General features: G+C 66.9%; 16 protein-coding genes. 5 read left to right on the forward strand and 11 right to left on the reverse strand.

Going from position 1 to position 15,132, the window contains the following annotated elements:
• Positions 1-7: 7 nt before the first annotated feature.
• From IT306_25950 to IT306_25960, 3 genes are all read right to left on the reverse strand, one after another.
• Entirely contained in the window at positions 8-556 is a 549-nt protein-coding gene (locus IT306_25950) for a Rieske (2Fe-2S) protein (GenBank protein MCC7371885.1), read from the reverse strand.
• 406 nt (positions 557-962) lie between these two features.
• Positions 963-2,075, reverse strand: a complete 1,113-nt coding sequence (locus tag IT306_25955; GenBank protein ID MCC7371886.1) for an amidohydrolase — start codon at positions 2,073-2,075, stop codon at positions 963-965.
• 84 nt (positions 2,076-2,159) lie between these two features.
• Entirely contained in the window at positions 2,160-3,230 is a 1,071-nt protein-coding gene (locus IT306_25960; protein ID MCC7371887.1) for an amidohydrolase, read from the reverse strand.
• 651 nt (positions 3,231-3,881) lie between these two features.
• Here IT306_25960 and IT306_25965 point away from each other — a divergent pair.
• From IT306_25965 to IT306_25980, 4 genes are all read left to right on the forward strand, one after another.
• Positions 3,882-5,642, forward strand: coding sequence for an ABC transporter substrate-binding protein (locus IT306_25965; GenBank protein ID MCC7371888.1), 1,761 nt, complete (start codon positions 3,882-3,884; stop codon positions 5,640-5,642).
• 9 nt (positions 5,643-5,651) lie between these two features.
• Positions 5,652-6,608, forward strand: coding sequence for an ABC transporter permease (locus tag IT306_25970; protein ID MCC7371889.1), 957 nt, complete (start codon positions 5,652-5,654; stop codon positions 6,606-6,608).
• A gap of 22 nt (positions 6,609-6,630) precedes the next feature.
• Positions 6,631-7,593 carry an ABC transporter permease gene (locus tag IT306_25975; GenBank protein MCC7371890.1) on the forward strand — a complete coding sequence of 321 codons (963 nt, stop codon included), beginning with the start codon at positions 6,631-6,633 and terminating at the stop codon, positions 7,591-7,593.
• 128 nt (positions 7,594-7,721) lie between these two features.
• A complete protein-coding gene (locus IT306_25980; protein ID MCC7371891.1) occupies positions 7,722-8,090 on the forward strand; it encodes a cupin domain-containing protein in 369 nt (122 codons plus the stop codon).
• A 22-nt stretch (positions 8,091-8,112) separates the two neighbouring features.
• Here the strand turns inward: IT306_25980 and IT306_25985 are convergent, their stop codons facing one another.
• From IT306_25985 to IT306_25995, 3 genes are read right to left on the reverse strand one after another with little or no spacing between them, the layout of a single operon-like run.
• Positions 8,113-8,682: a hypothetical protein gene (locus IT306_25985; GenBank protein MCC7371892.1), complete on the reverse strand. Its 570-nt coding sequence runs from the start codon at positions 8,680-8,682 to the stop codon at positions 8,113-8,115.
• Positions 8,683-8,734: 52 nt separating this feature from the next.
• Positions 8,735-9,046, reverse strand: coding sequence for a type II toxin-antitoxin system PemK/MazF family toxin (locus IT306_25990; protein MCC7371893.1), 312 nt, complete (start codon positions 9,044-9,046; stop codon positions 8,735-8,737).
• Between the two features lie 38 nt (positions 9,047-9,084).
• Positions 9,085-9,300 (reverse strand): hypothetical protein, encoded by a 216-nt coding sequence (locus tag IT306_25995; GenBank protein MCC7371894.1) that lies wholly within the window; start codon positions 9,298-9,300, stop codon positions 9,085-9,087.
• 141 nt (positions 9,301-9,441) lie between these two features.
• Between IT306_25995 and IT306_26000 the strand changes: the two genes are divergently transcribed.
• Positions 9,442-9,843: a YjbQ family protein gene (locus IT306_26000; protein ID MCC7371895.1), complete on the forward strand. Its 402-nt coding sequence runs from the start codon at positions 9,442-9,444 to the stop codon at positions 9,841-9,843.
• Here IT306_26000 and IT306_26005 read toward each other — a convergent pair.
• From IT306_26005 to IT306_26025, 5 genes are all read right to left on the reverse strand, one after another.
• On the reverse strand, positions 9,824-10,345 hold the full coding sequence (locus IT306_26005; protein ID MCC7371896.1) for a hypothetical protein: 522 nt from the start codon (positions 10,343-10,345) through the stop codon (positions 9,824-9,826). The two genes, IT306_26000 and IT306_26005, sit on opposite strands and share 20 nt — an antisense overlap.
• A 66-nt stretch (positions 10,346-10,411) precedes the next feature.
• Positions 10,412-10,876, reverse strand: a complete 465-nt coding sequence (locus tag IT306_26010; protein MCC7371897.1) for a cyclic nucleotide-binding domain-containing protein — start codon at positions 10,874-10,876, stop codon at positions 10,412-10,414.
• A gap of 8 nt (positions 10,877-10,884) precedes the next feature.
• Positions 10,885-12,564, reverse strand: coding sequence for a GH3 auxin-responsive promoter family protein (locus IT306_26015; GenBank protein MCC7371898.1), 1,680 nt, complete (start codon positions 12,562-12,564; stop codon positions 10,885-10,887).
• Between the two features lie 24 nt (positions 12,565-12,588).
• Positions 12,589-13,773: a hypothetical protein gene (locus IT306_26020; protein MCC7371899.1), complete on the reverse strand. Its 1,185-nt coding sequence runs from the start codon at positions 13,771-13,773 to the stop codon at positions 12,589-12,591.
• Positions 13,763-14,728 carry an alpha/beta fold hydrolase gene (locus IT306_26025; protein MCC7371900.1) on the reverse strand — a complete coding sequence of 322 codons (966 nt, stop codon included), beginning with the start codon at positions 14,726-14,728 and terminating at the stop codon, positions 13,763-13,765. The genes IT306_26020 and IT306_26025 overlap by 11 nt, the downstream gene beginning before the upstream one ends.
• Positions 14,729-15,132 lie beyond the last annotated feature (404 nt).

The following is a 15,132-nucleotide window of genomic DNA, read 5'->3' on the forward strand; positions in this document are numbered from 1 at the left end:
GACGCCGTCACCGGCCGATCTCCACGACCACGTACTGCTGCTCGATGGAGACGGGGAACGTCTCGGCCACGTATGGCCCCTTCAGCATCCCTTCCATGCCCGGCTCGGTCTCGCCGGCGTCGCCGGTGGCCGCTGCGACCTCGGCCGGCGTGGTGCCAGGATTCGGCGGGGGTGGCGTGCCGGCCACCAGGGTCTCGTCGGCGCCTTCGGCCACCAGCTCTGCGCCGGGTGTGACGCTCACGTCGTAGCGGCGGACGCGCACCTGGACCGGGTCGAACCAGGACTGCCCCGTCCGCACGTCGAACTCCCACCCATGCCAGGGACAGCGCACGATCTCGCCGGGGCGGCTGTACTCATACTCGCCCACCGCGCCGGACTTCAGGAAGCCGTAGGCGTTGCCCAGGCAGAGCGGCCCGGCCTGATGCGGGCAGCGGTTCAAGATCGCAAAGAACTCGCCATGCAGGTTGTAGACGCCCACCGACCGGCCGCCCACATCCACGATCTTCCTGGTGCCGGGGGTGATCTCGTCCACCGTCCCGACGATGTACTTCGCCATGCTTCCTCGCAGGTCAGAGTATTCGGCGCCGCGACGCCTGCGGCATCCACTGTGATCGGCCCGAGCGTGACCGTGAGCCCGAGCGCGACTGTCATCCCGGGCGTGACTGTCATCCTGAGCGCGACTGTCATCCCGGGCGCAGCTGTCAACCCGAGCGTGACTGTCATCCCGGGCGCAGCCGTCAACCCGAGCGTGACTGTCAACCCGAGCGTGACTGTCATCCTGAGCGTAGCGAAGGATCTCACACCCAGTCGTTCAGTTCCAGCGTGTGAGATGTTTCGCTGCGCTCAACTTGACACGTGAGGCCTGACGGTTGTTCCCGCCATGCCCCTCAAGCCGTTGCCGTGGAGTAGCGACGCTCCCCTGTTCCCGCGCCTGTCGCGCGGGGGCTTGTTGAGATCGTTCTTCAGCCGCGCGGCTGCAGGTTGTAGAGCTTGCGCGCGTTGCCGCACATCAGCGCCTCTTCAAAGCCGGCCGGCAGGTCGGTCAGCGGCAGGCAGGCGTCTGGTGCGTCGAAGTCCCAGTGTGGGTAGTCCGTCGCAAACATCAGCTTGTCCTGGAGCCAGGGGGCCTGCTCCAACAGTTGCACGAACTGATGCGGGACGGGCGGCTCCTCCATCGGCTGGGTCGTGAGCCAGAAGTGCTCCGCGAGGTACTCCGACGGCTTGCGCTGGAGCTTCGGCACCTCGGCCCGCAGCTTGGACCAGGCGGCATCCATCCGCCAGGCCATCGACGGCGCCCAGGCGAAGCCGCCTTCGATCAGCACGACCTTCAGCTTCGGGAACCGCTCGAAGACGCCCTCGAAGATGAAGCTGGCGATCTGCGTCATGAAGGCGATCGACTGCCCGGTGTGATCCTCGATGTAGTAGGACGGCCAGCCGGCCCCGGAGACGGGCATGCCGCCGCCGCCGCCAACGTGGATGCCGATGGGCTTGCCGAGCGCCTCGGCCGCCTCGTAGATCGGCCAGTACTTGCGCCGCCCCAGCGGCTCGCTGGTCCGCATCGCGAACATGAGCTGGAGGAAGCCCTCATAGCTGCCGCGCCGCTCGATCTCGGTCACCGACAGCGGGCCGTCCTCGTACGGGATCACGAGGCCAGACCGCAGCCGAGGCTCGGGGATCAGCCACTCGTGGATCTGCCACTCGTTGATGGCACTCGACAGGGCCGCCGAGTATTCGAGATTTCGCATGCTGGCCGCGCCCATCAGCGGCTGCAGGATGCCGTACTCGATGTTCCAGGCGTCCAGCAGCTGGATCCGCATGAAGTCGAGGTCCGAGCCGGCTGGCCCGCCGTTCGGCGGGTAGGCGTCCCGGCGGGCGGCGTTCGGGTAGGTGCGCGGCACGTTGGTGCCGGTGAACCCACGTCCGCCAACGTTCCGGTGGAAGTCGCGCCACTCGTCCGTCAGAAAGTACTGGTCCAAAGCGCGCGGCGACCGCGGCGTCGGGTGGATGTCGCCGTCGATGACGGGGAACTTCGTCTGCCGACGATCAGCGCTGGACTGGGCGAGCGTCACTACCATCGTGTGTCCCTTCTCCCTGGCGACGTGGGTCTTGTCGCCTTCCCAGGCCGGCCGCGCTGGGTGCATGGCCGGCACGCTTCACGCTCAGCGGGCGTGGCGCCCGAAGCCGTAGAAACTGGCGGCGTTGTCGTAGAGGATGTTGCCGCGCTGCGCCTCGGTGAGGCCCACCGGCAGCGCCTCCTCGGGCGTGTCGAAGTGCCAGTGAGGATAGTCCGTCGAGAACATCAGCAGCGTGTCGGAGTCGATCTGCTCCATGATCTGCTGCACGATGACCGGGTCGCGCGGGAGATCCAGCGGCTGGAGCGAGAAGCGCATCCGCTCCTTGATGTACTCGGACGGCAGTGCCTTGACCCAGGGCGTCTCGCGTCGGAGGCCTTTCCAGACCTTATCGAAACGCCAGAAGAAGCCCGGCAGCCAGGTCCACCCGCTCTCGATCATCGAGAGGCGGAGCGTCGGGAACTTGTCGAGCAGGCCCTCGGAGATGATGCTCAGCAGGTGCGACTGAAACAGCGGGGCCATGTCCACATACTCTTCGATGTAGTGGGACGGCCAGCCGGCCGCGCTCATCGGGGAGCCTGACGCCCCGCCGAACTGGAAGCTCGCCACCAGGTTGTGGCGCTCGATCGCCTCGAAGACGGGCCACCAGCGCCGCTGACCGTACAGCGACTGCGACACGGCCGGCAGCATCACCTGAACGATGCCCGGATGATCGCCCACGCGGTCGATCTCGGCGGCGGCCATCTCCGGCACGCGCATCGGCACGAGCATGGTGGCGCGGAGCCGTGGCTCGTTCGCCAGCCACTCGTCGATGAGCCAGTCGTTGACGGCGCTGGCCATCGCAGCCGCGGTGTCCGGGGCCGTGATGCCGTCCACGCTGTACGCGCAGTTGAGGATGCCGACCTCGACGTTCCAGGCATCCAGCACCTGCTCGCGGATCAACTGGAGGCTGGAACCGGGCGGGCTGCCGTCGGGCGGTCGCGTGCCGTCCAGGGCGGAGGTCGCGGCGTTGCCGGGGTAGGCTGTGTCAACCGGCCCCTTGAACGCGGACATGGTGATGTACTCGCGCCAGTGCGCGGAGAGGTACGGGAAGAGGGCCTGGGCGTTCGGGACAGTGCAATGGATGTCGGTGTCGATGACGGGCTGTCCGAGATCCATGCCTCGGACAGCCGGCCGCGAGACTGGTTGTACGGCCACAGCGCCTCCAGAGATGCCTCAGGCCCACCCACATCGACTGGCAATGTGTCGCAACCCTTGCATGTTCGTGTCGCTCAGCGGGACCGCCGCGATGGCCCGCCCACGTGGACAGGCAATGTTTCGTGACTCAGCATGTCCTCTGCAAGCCCGTTTTCGGGAACCCATCTGCTGGGTTGCTCTTCTTCAACGCCGTGGCAGGCCGCCGGCACGAGCAGTCCGCCGCACGTCCTTGCAGGTCATTCAGCCGTGGCGACGCGATCGAACCGAGCGCAGCTTTTGTCGGGGGGACATGCGTTCAGGTGGGAATGTAACCGAATACTGCGCAAATTTCCATCGCACCTCCCTGGGCCCGCGGCGATTCAGGGTGACTCGCGCTGTTGCGGCAAGTGTAGCCTGGTCGGTCACGTTCTGCTTGAGGAAATGCGATCACTTGACATGTTTCATCACAGACCAGTAGGCTGATTCGCAACTGAATAGGCAGTCGCTGGCGTCCGTGCAATGTCGCATCGGTGGAGAGAGGCGGGGAAGCCCATGCATTCGCGATTCCAGTCCAGCTCTGCGAGGTCATCACGAAGCGCGTCCCTGAGCCGACGGCGGTTCCTGGGTATCGGTGTGGGGCTGTCCGCGCTGTCGTTGTTGACGGCCTGCGGCCAGTCGGCGCCGGCCCCGGCGAAGCCGGGCGAGAGCAAGCCGGGTGAGGCAAAGCCGGCGGCTGCCCCAGCAGCCTCGAAGCCGGCCGAGAATACCGCCGCTGCTCCTACGGCCGCCCCACAGGCGGCTGCTGCCAAGCCGGCGGCAACGACCGCGGTCGCGCCAAGCGTGGGAACCATCAAGGCTCCCGAGGCCAATCCGAAGCGTGGCGGCGTCATCAAGATTGGCGGCTTCGGCGACCCTGCCCACTTCGACCTGGACCAGTCGCCAAGTCTCGTCAACCTCTGGCAGCAGTCCCCGATGTACGACAACCTGATCCGCTTCAACCCGAATGATGGCGGACGGACGATTGTTCCGGACCTGGCCGAGAAGTGGGAGGTTGCTCCGGACGGCTCGACGTACACCTTCAATCTCCGGAAGGGCGTGAAGTTTCACGACGGTAGCGATTTCACCGCCGACGATGTGATCGCAACCTTTCAACGGCGCAAAGCCCCGCCCGAGGGCGTGGTGAGCATCCGTCAGGAACTCTTCCGGGTGATCAAATCGATTGAAGCGCCGGATCCATTCACCGTGAAGTTCGTGATGAGCGAGCCGCGTGGGTACTTCCTTGAGGCGCTGGCGACCGGATGGAGCGTCATCCTCTCCAAGAAGTCGCTGGAAGCGAACAAGAACGATCTGCGGCGTGTGGCGGACTACCCGGGCACGGGTCCGTACAAGTACGTGGAATTCAAGCCGCGCGACAAGTGGGTCTTCGAGAAGAACCCGAACTACTGGAACAAGGAAGTGCCCTATGTTGACCGGATGGAGCGCCTCTCGATTCCGGAGGGCAAGGACCGGGGGACAGCTGTTCTGTCCGGCCAGATCGACTTCGCAGACAGCGTCTCGATGGATACCTACATGGAGGCGCTCAAACGTGAGAACGACGTTGGGGCGCGGCTGAACCCGGTCACCTGGGCGAACACCACGACCTTCAACACCCAGAAGGCGCCGTTCAACGACGCCCGCGTTCGAAGGGCCGTCCACCTGGCCATCAACCGCCAGGATCTGGCCAAGGTGTACGAGCTCTCGGACAACATCAACGTTGGCACCCGGTGGGTCCATCCGAGCAGCCCACTTGCTACCAACAGGGACGACAACCTGAAGCTGCCGGGCTACCGACCGGAGAAGGATGCCGACATCGCCGACGCCAAGAAGCTGATGGCGGCGGCCGGCCTCGAAAACGGCGTCAAGGAGCCGTTGGTGCTGCTCCTGCGCGGTCTCACCGGGCCCGGCATCGAGGTGTACGCACCGGCCTTCCAGGACATGCTCAAGCGGAATCTGGGACTGGAAGCCGTCATCAAGCCTGTCGAGACCTCGGTGTACTGGGACACGGTTCGTGCGGGTGATTACCACCTGACGTGGGGATCTCCGGCCGGCGCGATCAACGATCCGTCTGACTACTGGAGTCAGTGGTTCAAGACGGATGGCCCTCAGAACTACGCGAAGTATTCGAACCCGAAGTTCGACGCCTTGCTTGAGAAGATCGACAAGGAACTCGATCTGGAGAAGCGCAAGGCACTCGCGCACGAGGCGGAGGACCTGCTCGACCAGGAGTGTCCGATGTTCATGCACGGCTGGGTTAACCTTGCGCGGATCTGGCGCAAGGACGTGAAGGGGCTCAACCACGATATCGTCGGCAGCTACATCGTCACGCGCTACGACACCGTCTGGCTCGACCGGTAGCAGGGTCCGATGAACAACTACCTGCTGCGGCGGCTGCTCGTGACGGTTCCGACGATCATCGGCATCACGATGCTGATCTTCCTGGTGATGCGCATCCTGCCCGGCGATCCGGTCTCCGTCGTCTTCGGGCAGGAAGCGTTCGTCTCCCTGAGTGCCGCCGATCAGGAGCGTTTTCGCTCCGATCTCGGCCTCAACAAGCCGCTCTACGCACAGTACCTTGACTGGATGGCCGCTGTCGCGAAGGGCGACCTCGGCCGGTCGTTCTGGCGCAACGACACGGTTGCGGACCTGCTCGCCCGCCGTGGTCCGATCACGGTGCAGATCGCCCTGATGGCGATCGTCTTTTCCTGGCTTGTGGGCATTCCCGTGGGCATCCTGAGTGCTGTTCGGCGTGGGTCCATGCAAGACCACGTGGCACGGCTGCTGGCCACCCTCTTCCTGGCAATCCCGAGCTTCTGGCTCGGCGTTGCCGTGGTGCTCGTCGGCGTTCTCTACTTCTCCTGGCGCCCGCCGATTGAGATCGCCTACCTCTGGACGGACCCGCTCAAGAATCTCCAGATGACGATTGGTCCAGCGATTGCACTTGGGGCCGGGGCGGGTGCGTACGTGGCACGCATCACACGCTCGTCCATCCTGGAGCTCATGTATGCCGACTTTGTGAGAACGGCCAGGGCAAAGGGTGTTGGCGAGCGGCAGGTCATCTGGCGACACGTGTTCATCAACGCTGTGCTGCCCGTCCTGACGCTCTCCGGCCTGATCCTGGCTGGTCTTCTCGGCGGGTCAGTCGCGGTTGAGACGGCGTTCGGCGTACCCGGCCTGGGCACGGCGCTGGTGCGTGCGCTGGCCGACCGAGACTACATGGTCGTCCAGAACCTCGTGCTGGTCTACGCCGTGATCTTCGCAACGGTGAACCTGGCGGTGGACCTCGCGTACGGCTGGTTTGATCCGCGCATCCGCTACGACTAGTTTTGCAGTGGGGAGCGATGTGATGTCCGAGGGTGCAATGCTGGGCGAACCGAACGCCGTCCTGGAGTCGGCGCCGGCCCGGATGCCGCTCGCTGCTGACCCGGTCGGTCCGCTTCCACGTGGTGGCCGTGCGAACAGCGGACTCTTCGCACGGCTCGGGGGCCAGCGCGTCTCGGGAATGACGGTGGTGGCTGTGGCAGTGCTCTTCGTCATCATCGTCGCCGCGCTTTTTGCCGAGCAGGTCGCCCCGTACGATCCCCTGGCCGGGAACTACAGCGCCATCCGCAAGCCGCCGTCGGCAGAGTACCTGCTGGGCACGGACGATGTCGGTCGGGACGTCCTCTCGCGCCTCATCCACGGCGCGCGCACCTCGTTGATGGTCGGATTCGGTGCCGTGCTCCTGGGCGATCTTGTGGGGCTCATCTGGGGCATCGCCAGCGGCTACCTCGGGCGTCGGTTCGATCTCTACAGCCAACGCCTCCTGGAGGTCGTGCTGGCGTTCCCGGGGCTGATCCTGGCCACGATGCTGTTGCTGGTCATGGGCGCCGGGCTGCACACCGTCATCGTCGCCATCGCGGTCACCCGGGTGCCGTCCTGCACACGAGTGATCCGCGCCGTGGCCATCTCGACGAAGGAGATGGTGTTCATCGACGCAGCGCGCGTCTCGGGCGCCTCGACGTTCCGGATCATGTTCCGGCATATCGCGCCGGCCTGTGTCGCTCCGTTCCTGGTGATCTTCAGTGCCTCGTTGGGAATCGCGATCACGACAGAGGCGGCGCTCAGCTTCGTGGGCGTGGGCGTTCCTCCCCCGGCGCCGAGCTGGGGCACGATGCTGGCCGGCGCCGCTGTCGGAAAGTTCAATCCGCTCTGGTGGCTGGCGGTCTTTCCTGGGCTGGCCATCACGCTGACCGTATTGGCGATCAACCTGACCGGCGACAGCCTTCGAGACTTCCTGGACCCTCAGCTTCGACGCCGCGTCAGCTAAGCCAACACCGTGCTGAAGACTCCATGATGAGGCCTCTCCGGCGGTGTACTCACGCTGCTCCCAGCTACGCGTCACTGGCGGGCCGGCTACAATCGGCCTATCAGCCACCGCGTAGGAAGGGGAAGCGCATGGAGTACGTCCGCCGCGTAGACTTCGGAAAGTTCGATGCGGCTCCGAACGATCGGCTCTCGCAGGGCCTCATCGACCACGGCACCGGCGTCAGCACCTGCACCATCAACTACATCCAGACGCCAGTGGGTGGCGGCTCGCCGGCGGGCATGCACGTCCATGAGGTCGATCAGATCTTCTACGTGCTCAAGGGCGTCATGAGCATCGAGATCGAGGGCCAGCAGCACGAGTGCGGCCCCGGCTCGCTGATCGTGTTCCCGAAGGGAGTGCCGCACCGCAACTGGAACGGCGGCAGCGAGCCAACGGTGCACCTGGCGTTCAACACGCCGCAGCCGGACCCGGGCAAGCCGTTCGCAACCTCGGTCTGAGGACCGGCGATCCGAGCACCGATCAGGGGCGCTTGCGCCCGAGGCCGCCCGGCCGACCCAGGCCGGGCGGCTGCTCGCCCACCTGGAGCGTCTCCAGCACGTTCGCCCAGACGTGCCCGAAGCGGGGCTCGTCGTCCACCCAGTAGTCGAACGTCAGCAGCACCTGGGTGAAGTTCTTCCGCGCGAGGCACATGAACGAGCGGGCCTCGCGGCGCTCGCTCGGGTCGATCCAGCGGGATGACTTCCAGACGATCTCCAGATCGCCGCGCGTGTCGTCGGTGATCTCGCTCTTCCAGGTGACCGGGCCGCGCTGCTCGATGGGCGTGACCTCGCGAAGCAGGTAGGCGAGGGACAGGTCGGACCAGTCGATGTGCGCCAGGTGCGTCACCGAGACTTCGAGGGCGCAATCGTCGTCCGGTGGCGTCTTGTCGCAGATCCTGATCGAGCCGCCCTCGACCGGCACGGGCACCCAGCCGCGCGGCACGTCGAAGCGGACGGCGCCCCAGTCGGCCACGAAGATCTGGCAGCCGGGCTTGGCCTTCCACTTGTGGTTCGCGTCGAGCTTATAGGTGCGCCGTTCCCAGCCGGGCATGCCATGAGCCTCCACGCCGGCGGCAGATGCTGTCCCGCCGTGTACGTGAATTCTAGAGTTCGAAGGTGTATCGAATGCAGCCAGCCAGCGCCTGCATCGTGTGCGGCCCAATGCGCCCGAGGCGTCTGGTGATCAGTCCTCGGTGCAGCGTGACAAGCTTGTCCAGGCGAATCCGCGAAGGCACCTTAAGGCCGGTTGCCGAGAATTCCGGATCCGAAGGAAGCATCGGGTGACTGGACGGTGATATCAGGCCAACGGCCTGTGACGTGACAATGGCCAGGAGCAAGTCGTCTGACTCGATTCGCCCGACGATGACTGCAGGACGCCGCTTTGCCCCGGTGAGGTCGGTGAACGGAAACGGCACCAGGACGAGGTCTCCTCAGGAGAGGGGGCGTCCGCCGGTCACACACGCTCCCCGTCTTCATCGTTGTACAGATCGGGCTCATCGTGGAGCCAATCAAATGCGCCGCCCGTTTGCGCGACCGCTGCCAGATCGTCCATCTGAGACTCGTCGATCACAACAACCACACGGTGGTCGCCGGGTTGGATGTCGGCTGGAAGATCGACAGTCAGCTTGCGGTCTTCGGAGACTTTGCCGCGTGTCTGAATCGCGCGCATCCTACCGCCCCCGTTACGGAGATACTGGCTCCTACCCACTATCGTACCGGTCCGATGTACTCAGTTCCTAGCGACCTGAGGAGTGTGCTAATCTGATACCAATTCGAGGTCTTCATTCCGGGCATCGGCTACCATCCGCCTATGAAGACTGTGCTTCTCACTCTCGATACGCGCGCCCAGCGCTTTACCGATCTGACTGCCGCCGTCGCACAGTTCTGTCGGCCGCTGGGCGATGGGCTGGTCAACGTCTTCGCGCCGCACGCGACCGTCGGGCTGGCGCTGATGGAGACTGGCTCAGGCTCGGAGCCGGATCTCGAAGAGGCGCTCGGGCGGCTGCTCCCGCGTGACGACCGCTGGACCCACCGGCACGGCGCGCGCGGTCACGGCGCGGACCACGTCCTGCCCGCGTTTGTCAGCCCCTCGCTGGTGGTCCCCGTCTTCGAGGGCCGCATGGCGCTCGGGACGTGGCAGTCCATCGTGCTGGTCGATCTCAACGTCGACAACCCGGTGCGGCAGGTCCGCCTCAGCTTCCTCGTGGGCTGAGGGGCGGGCTGCCGGCGCTCGCCCTGGCCGTGGCCTCGCTGGCCGCGGACGGCTCCAGGTCGAGTACGAGATCGGCCGGATCGGGCGGCGTGTTCGGGGGTGGGCATCCGCACGCCGGCGGCGCACTGCGCAGGCGGATGATGCGCGCCAGCGCCGCGTCGTACCGCACCAGCACCTCGTTCATGATGACGACGAGGTTGCCCACGTCGTCGCGTGGGCCAGGGTAGAAGCAGCGACCGTCGAGCTGCCCGTGGACGACGATCCGCCGGGCGGTGCGCGTCACGTCGCGGACGGGCGCGTAGGCGAGGCGCGCCAGCACCCAGGCGATGGGCGCGAAGAGGGTCAGCAGCAGGGTGCTGGCGAGCAGGAGCGTCACCCACAGTGACGACGGGGCGACGGCCATAGCCGGCCCGGCCAGCAGGACGGTCAGCCCGCTCAACGCCAGCAGCAGGGCGGCGGCGCAGACCATCGCGCCGAGCCACAGCTTGAACCGTATCGACATGCCGATCTCCCTCGTCTGGAAGGCTACACCAGACCAGGGGCGAGCGGCGCGGCTCGGGCTGGCGGCTCAGGCGAGCGTGGACGTGGCGTCGCGGGCCGTCAGCGATGCCAGCCGCTCGTCCAGGATGCGGATGCGCCGGGCCAGCACCCGGATCAGCTCGATGGACAGCTCCGGGTACCGCCGCAGCTCCTGGATCAGCTCCCAGCGTGAGAGCAGCGCGCAGCGGACCGGTGTGACGGCCACCACCGACGAGGACCGGGTGTCATCGTCGAGCACGGCCATCTCGCCGAAGATGTCGCCTTCGTCCAGGCGGGCCAGGATGACCGCCTTTCCGCCCTCTTCCGGCTCGCGCGACACATCGACCTGCCCGTCCAGGATCAGGTAGAGTGCCACCGCCGACGTCCCCTGACGGAGAATGGTGGTGCCGGGGTCGAAGCGCCGGATCGTCATGAGATCGCCGATGCGGGAGCGCTGACGCTCGTCCAGCGGGGCGAACAGCGGAGCGGTTCGGAGCGCCGTTTCGAGGTTCATCGCACTCCCTAGTCGGTCTCACGGACGACCGTGAACTGCTTTCCGAACTCACGGTCTGGCGTGAGGTGTGGGATCTTGACCTGGGCCTCGGGCGCGCCGGCGCTCACACGGGCCTGCTTGTAGGCGTCGAACGTACCGGGCGCGACGATCTTCAGGACGGCCGGTCCGAGCCGCAACGACTCGCGCTTTGTCTCGTACTCGACGTTCTCGGTGCAGAGGGCATGATCGATCTGCCCGGCCAGCCCGCGCAACTGCTCGTCGGAGAGATCCTGCTTCAGCTCCAGGTAGAAGGCGTAGCGGGGCGGCGAGTCGAACTGTGGGACCGCTGCGAAGTGCCGAATCGCGTCCTCCCACTCGGTGCCCTCGACCGTCGCCATCATCGCCGCCGTCACCTGCTGCTCGGCCAGCTTCTCGCCCGTCATCGAGGTCATCCCCCGACCTTTGCGGACGAACTCGATCAACGGCACGTCGTGGTAGAAGTCCACGACCCGGATGACGTCGTTGATGTCGTAGCGGTACAGGCCGGCCGAGGTCGTGAAGAGGATGTAGTAGTCACGGTTCGGCTGCAGCTCGGCGGCCGTCAGAACGGGCGGGTTGGCCTGGTCCCGCGCCTCGACGGGGATGAACTCGAAGAAGCTGGTGGTGACGGCCAGTGCGCCAGCCGAGCCAGCATCGGTCAGCGGGATCGAGCCGCAGCCCTCGCTGGCGAGGTAGCCACGGTCGCGGATCGGCAGGTTCGGGAACCAGCGGCGCAACTGGCGGAAGTAGAGCGGCATCGTGCCGCCCTTCCAGCAGAGCACCGTGGCCAGGTCCGGCCAGATCTCCAGCGGACGGAGCTCGCCGCTGTTGCGGACCAGGGCGGCCAACTCGTCGGCCCGGCGGGGGTTTGGCGCGAGCCGGGCGCTGACGACGCGGTCCAGCCAGTCCGGCAGCGGCCCGAGGGCGTTCGCCGTCCCGTTCCGCACGTCGCGGATCAGCTCCTCGCGGTACTGCTGGAGCTTCTCGCAGAGCAGCACGATGCTGCTGGGGTTCAAGGACGAGATGGCGGTCAGCGGCGCGTTCAGCGCCATCCGCAGCGTCAGGTAGTACTTCAGCTCGATGTTGGTGATCAGCGCGATCTCATACGGCAGTGCGAAACGGCTGCGGACCAGCGACGGCTGCCGCTTGACCACGAACCCGGACATCGCGCCGTAGGGGATGCCTGCCGAGGTCCGGCCCTCCACGTCGCGGCTGGAGGTGACCATGAACTGGCCGGCCCCGGCCTCCGGGTGATCTTCGAGCACGCGCCAGGTGTGGGTCTGAACGGCGTGGTTGACCTCGGCCAGGGACGAGGTGGTCACGGGGATGAACTTGGCCTTGCCGGTCGTGCCGCTGGTGGTGGCGAACATCAGCGGCGACTCGGCAGTCAGCACGTTCTGCTCGCCGGCCGTCATGCGGTCGATGTATGGCGACAGGTTCTCATACGTGTTGATCGGCACGTTCCGCTGGTAGTCGCCGATGTTCCGGATGCTGCCGAAGCCGAAGCGCTTGCCGTACTCGGTGTCGCGGTGCGCCCGGATGATGCTCAGCAGCTTCTTCTCCTGCGCGACTGTCGCGTTGTAGGTCGCATCCTCGAAGCGCCGAGCGTCGGAGAACCAGCGCCACAGCTGCGTGACCATCACAGCGGTTGTCGCGCGTCGGGTGTTCATCGTTCTCAACCTCCGTTCGGCGTCTCAGGAGACGCGCAGGGTTCGCATCGATGCGCCGACGACGCGGTGCGACTGCGAGAGTTCGAAGAGCGTGTCCAGGCGAACGTGTACGCCAAGTCCCGGCCCGGCAAGCGCGTCGCCGCGGCCTCCAGGCCTGACCGTCAGGTTCTCGGCGGTCAGATCCCGGCGGAGCAAGAACAGGTTGTCCGCCCCCTCGTGATGGCGGAAGCCCGGCTGCGCGACAGCGGCCACGAGCCGCCCGGCTGCGGTCAGGATACCGCTCTCCCCGACCTGTGCGCCTAGCTGACAGAACAGTCCAGACTGGCTTGCCAGCTCGACCAGCTCCAGGGCTGCCAGCGGCCCGCCGCACTTTGAGACGCGTACGTTCAGGACGGTGCAGGCGTGGGCCTCGACCAGCCGGCGGGCGTCCGCCATGCTGCACAGCGACTCGTCCACGATGACGTCTTCAGGCAGGCCGGCGCTCAGGCGTCGGAGGCCTTCGACGTCGTCCGCGGGGACCGGCTGCTCGTAGGACACCAGGTCGTACGGGCGCAGCAGCTCGGCCATCTGGAACGCCTCATCGGCCGTCCAGGCGCAGTTGGCGTCGGCCCGCAGCTCCACGCCGCGCCCGAGGATCTGCCGCGCCAGCCGCACCGTCTTCAGATCGTGCTCGCGGCCCCGCCCGAGCTTCAGCTTGACGTCCTTGAAGCCGTACGTGCGGAAGAACAGCAGCATGCCGATCAGGGCCGCGCCGCTGGCGAACGGCGCGACGCCGCCGTAGGTCACCGTGTCACGGACGGCCCCACCCAGCAGATCGGCTGCCGAACGGCCGGTGGCCTTGCCGAGCGCGTCCAGCAGGGCGGTCTCGACGGCGCACCACGCGGCCCCGGGCGCCTGCTTGAACAGGTGGAGATCGTCCCGGAGGGCGCGCAGGCCGCGGACCACATCCTGGTCTGGCAACTGACGGGCGAGCAGGGCCGGGCCGTACTCGTCGGCCACGCGGTCGAGTGCGGTCTGGGCAGTCTCGCCGGTGACGTACTCGCGCGGGACGCCCTCGCCGAAGCCGATGCTGCCATCCGTCAGTTGGAGCATCACGATCAGGTTGGTGGTGCTGGAGCGGCTGGCGAGGGCATGCCCGAAGCTGAACCGGAACGGCAGCTCCACGAGGTGCGCGGCAAGCCGCTGGATCCGCGGGCCATCAGCGCCCATGACGGCCCTCCGAAGCGGCCTCGCCGGCGGCATGCTGTGCGATCTGGCGTCGGAGCCAGCCCAGCAGGTCGGCGCGGTAGGCGCGCAACGTCGGCTCCGGCTCGAAGTCGAGGGTGTGGGAGGCGTCGGGGTAGGTGATGGCCGTGCGATCTGGCGCCAGGAGGCCGCCGAGCCAGCGGCACGAGGCGGCGGCGTCCATGATCGGGTCGCGCTCGCCGATCTGCAGCAGGATGGGCAGGCTCAGGCGGGCAGCGTACTGATCCCGCGCCCGGTCCAGCCGGCGCGTCTCCCAGAAGAAGCGGGCCGAGGCTGTCAGCAGCCGGTAGGCGTCCTGCCGGATGTACGCGCGGTACTCTTCGTCGTCGGTGTAGTTCTCGGGGATCAGCGGGATCTGGATCTGGCGCTCTGGCCGCGTGAGCCGCCCGAGCAACACACGAAGCTTCCTGAACGGGCTGAGATCGACCTTCGGGAAGAGGCCCGGGCCGTGGAGCAGCAGCCCGGCCAGCCGCGACTGCTGCCCGGCGGCGTAGGCCAGGGCCAGCTTGGCGGCCCAGCTCGACCCGACCAGGAACAGCGGCGTCTCAGGGTGGCGGATCTCCACGAGGCAGACCACGCGGTCCAGGTCGTGGAGCAACTGGCTGACGCTCGGCGTGTGGCCCCGTAGACCGCCGCTCAGGCCGGAGCCGCGCCGGTCAGGTGCGTAGACGGCGATGCCGTTCCCCGCGAGGAAGCCGGCCGTCTCGGCGAACCACGCGCCGTGGCTGGCGATGCCGTGCAGGAAGACCAGCGCGCCGGCAACCGGCCGGTCGGTCGGGAGCCAGGAGCGGTAGTGCAGGGACACACCGTCGCAGGCCGCGAGGCGGGTGCGGCTGGCGACGTACCGGCCGCCGGCGGGCGCCGGGAATGAGTGCCGCTCTGCCGTGTCCGTGATCGCTGGCGCTTGCAGCTGCCTCATCGCGCTCGCCTCGCCTTCCCTGCGTTCGCGGCCAACCCTGGCATGGTCGCTAAGGTTGGCCGTCTGGTGCCAGGATAGTGCGATTCTGGCCGCGTGTGTGCGCCGCCGGTTACATGCCGTCGGTTCGCTCGCGAACAGCATGAAACCGACTCAGCGCGCGCTACATACGGGAGACTGCGTGTCTGCGCACGGAATCTCGCGGCGGATCTCTCCGCCGGTGCTGCTGGTCCGGTCGCCCGGTCAGTGTATCCGTCTGCCGCGCGGTGCGCCCCGTCATTGGTGTCCCCGAAGCATCATGGAACGGGCGGTCGGGGACTGAAGTCCCCGCCTACCGTCATTCAGTCGCTGCGCGACGGCCGTCGGGAACGGCCGGCACTGGTGCGACTGGAGCGTCGCGCAGCGAC

The organism is Chloroflexota bacterium (assembly GCA_020850535.1).
In the GTDB taxonomy this organism is placed as follows: domain Bacteria; phylum Chloroflexota; class UBA6077; order UBA6077; family JACCZL01; genus JADZEM01.